Source organism: Jeotgalibaca caeni (genome assembly GCF_028863945.1).
GTDB classification, from domain to species: Bacteria; Bacillota; Bacilli; order Lactobacillales; family Aerococcaceae; genus Jeotgalibaca; species Jeotgalibaca caeni.
Genome location: NZ_JARBEA010000123.1, coordinates 1 through 1,616, shown reverse-complemented (window position 1 = coordinate 1,616; position 1,616 = coordinate 1). Strand labels below are relative to the sequence as shown.

The window sequence follows — 1,616 nt, the reverse complement described above, 5'->3', positions numbered from 1 at the left end:
TATTTATCTGTTTAGTAAGAATATCTTAACCTCTCCATTGGAGAGTCAGCCTAGGGCTATACTTGATAAGGAAATAGACATGCCAAATAAACATCCCTTTTGCTATTTTTTTGCAGGGGATTGTGTTATAGTAACGATAGATATGGGCCCTTGGAGGCCGTGTACGCATAGTCGTACTTGGTATGGTTCCTGACCATGGAATGCATACACTTGAGTAGTTTGTTCATACAGGCTACGACTGCAACCTTGTCCTTCTTGTGGACGGGTTGCTTTTTTAATTTGTAGTAATAATCCACGATATGGTTTGGGCCAGCTTTCTGTTGGCGGATCATGTTTCGTACACTAAAAAACAATATTTTCCTTCCTTTGGGATTGCCACGTTTATTTATATGATCCTTGCCTAAATAATTGCCTGACTGGTACCTGCGGATGTCAATGCCCACGAAGGCATTCAATTGATTTGACGTTTCAAACCGCCTCACATCCCCCAGCTCCCCGATCAATAGGGCAGATGTCAGTTCGCCAATCCCTGGAATCGAGCTGTATAGCTCGTGTTCGGGTAGTTCCCTCGCCATGCCGATTAACTGGCCTTGGAGAGTCTCCTTTTGGATGAGAAGATCCTGGAGCCTTTCCGCATAGTAGCTCGTCTTTTGACAGTGGATACTGTTTTCAGCTACAGCTGGATAAGCATCCTGTGCCAGAGCGATTAACTCTTCCGCCTTCTTGCGGGCGCGGTTTTCGGATATTTTCTTCCGTGTGGATTTAAGTAATAGATTTTTTATTTTAGTCGGTGTGGACTTCAAGACTAAATCGGGGTGCGGGAACAAGCTGATTACGGTCAGGGCGTAGAGGTTAATCTTGTTCGAAAAGAACTGTTCCAACTCCGGAAATACCAGCTGTAGACAGTTATGCAGGTGCATCCGCGTGCGTTTGATTTCTTCCTCCACCTCTTGGTAGAAGCGGGATAAATCGCGCAGGTCTTGATAGATATCTTCCTGTACCACCTTCGGTGTCCGTCTTTTCCCGGCATGGGTTTGCGCCAGCTTGTGGGCATCTTGTTTGTCGGTTTTCCAACTCCTCAGTGTATCTTCTTCCAGTTGTTTTTTTGCTTGAAGGGGGTTCAGCAAAGCGTAGGCCAGCTCATTTTTTTGACAGAAGGCTTCTACCGGCCGGGAATAGACGCCCGTGGCCTCGAAAACCACCTCCGGAGCTTGTGGCAGGCTCTGTATCTCATTCAACAGGCTGGCGAAACCTGTTCTTGTGTGTGCAATGATTCCTTCCCACAGGCAAGTGTCACCTTCATAGATGACGGCGTAGCTTTTCTTCATGGAAACATCTAGTGCGACTACAAACATTATTTTCTCCTCGCTTTCTCGTTTGGTTTGAAAGCCCCTCACTGATTCATTCCGATTCCAATTTCCTTTACACGGACTCGTGGTCCCACATACTTAAACCTGATTCTGAAATGACAGTGAAGGAGCCCGGTTTTTGTTTCGGACTCGCAGTCCTCGGGACTATGGTCGGGCTTCCTTTCACCACTACTATATCCCAAAAAAAGAAAATAGCAGGCAGTAACCCCCGTCGGGGTTTCTACCTGCTAATCTTAGTATGTTTTT

At 46.2% G+C, this 1,616-nt stretch carries 1 protein-coding gene; it reads right to left on the bottom strand.

The annotated features are described in order from the left end of the window. Positions 1-125 precede the first annotated feature (125 nt). On the bottom strand, positions 126-1,358 hold the full coding sequence (locus PVE40_RS12695) for an IS110 family RNA-guided transposase (protein ID WP_274732298.1): 1,233 nt from the start codon (positions 1,356-1,358) through the stop codon (positions 126-128). Positions 1,359-1,616 lie beyond the last annotated feature (258 nt).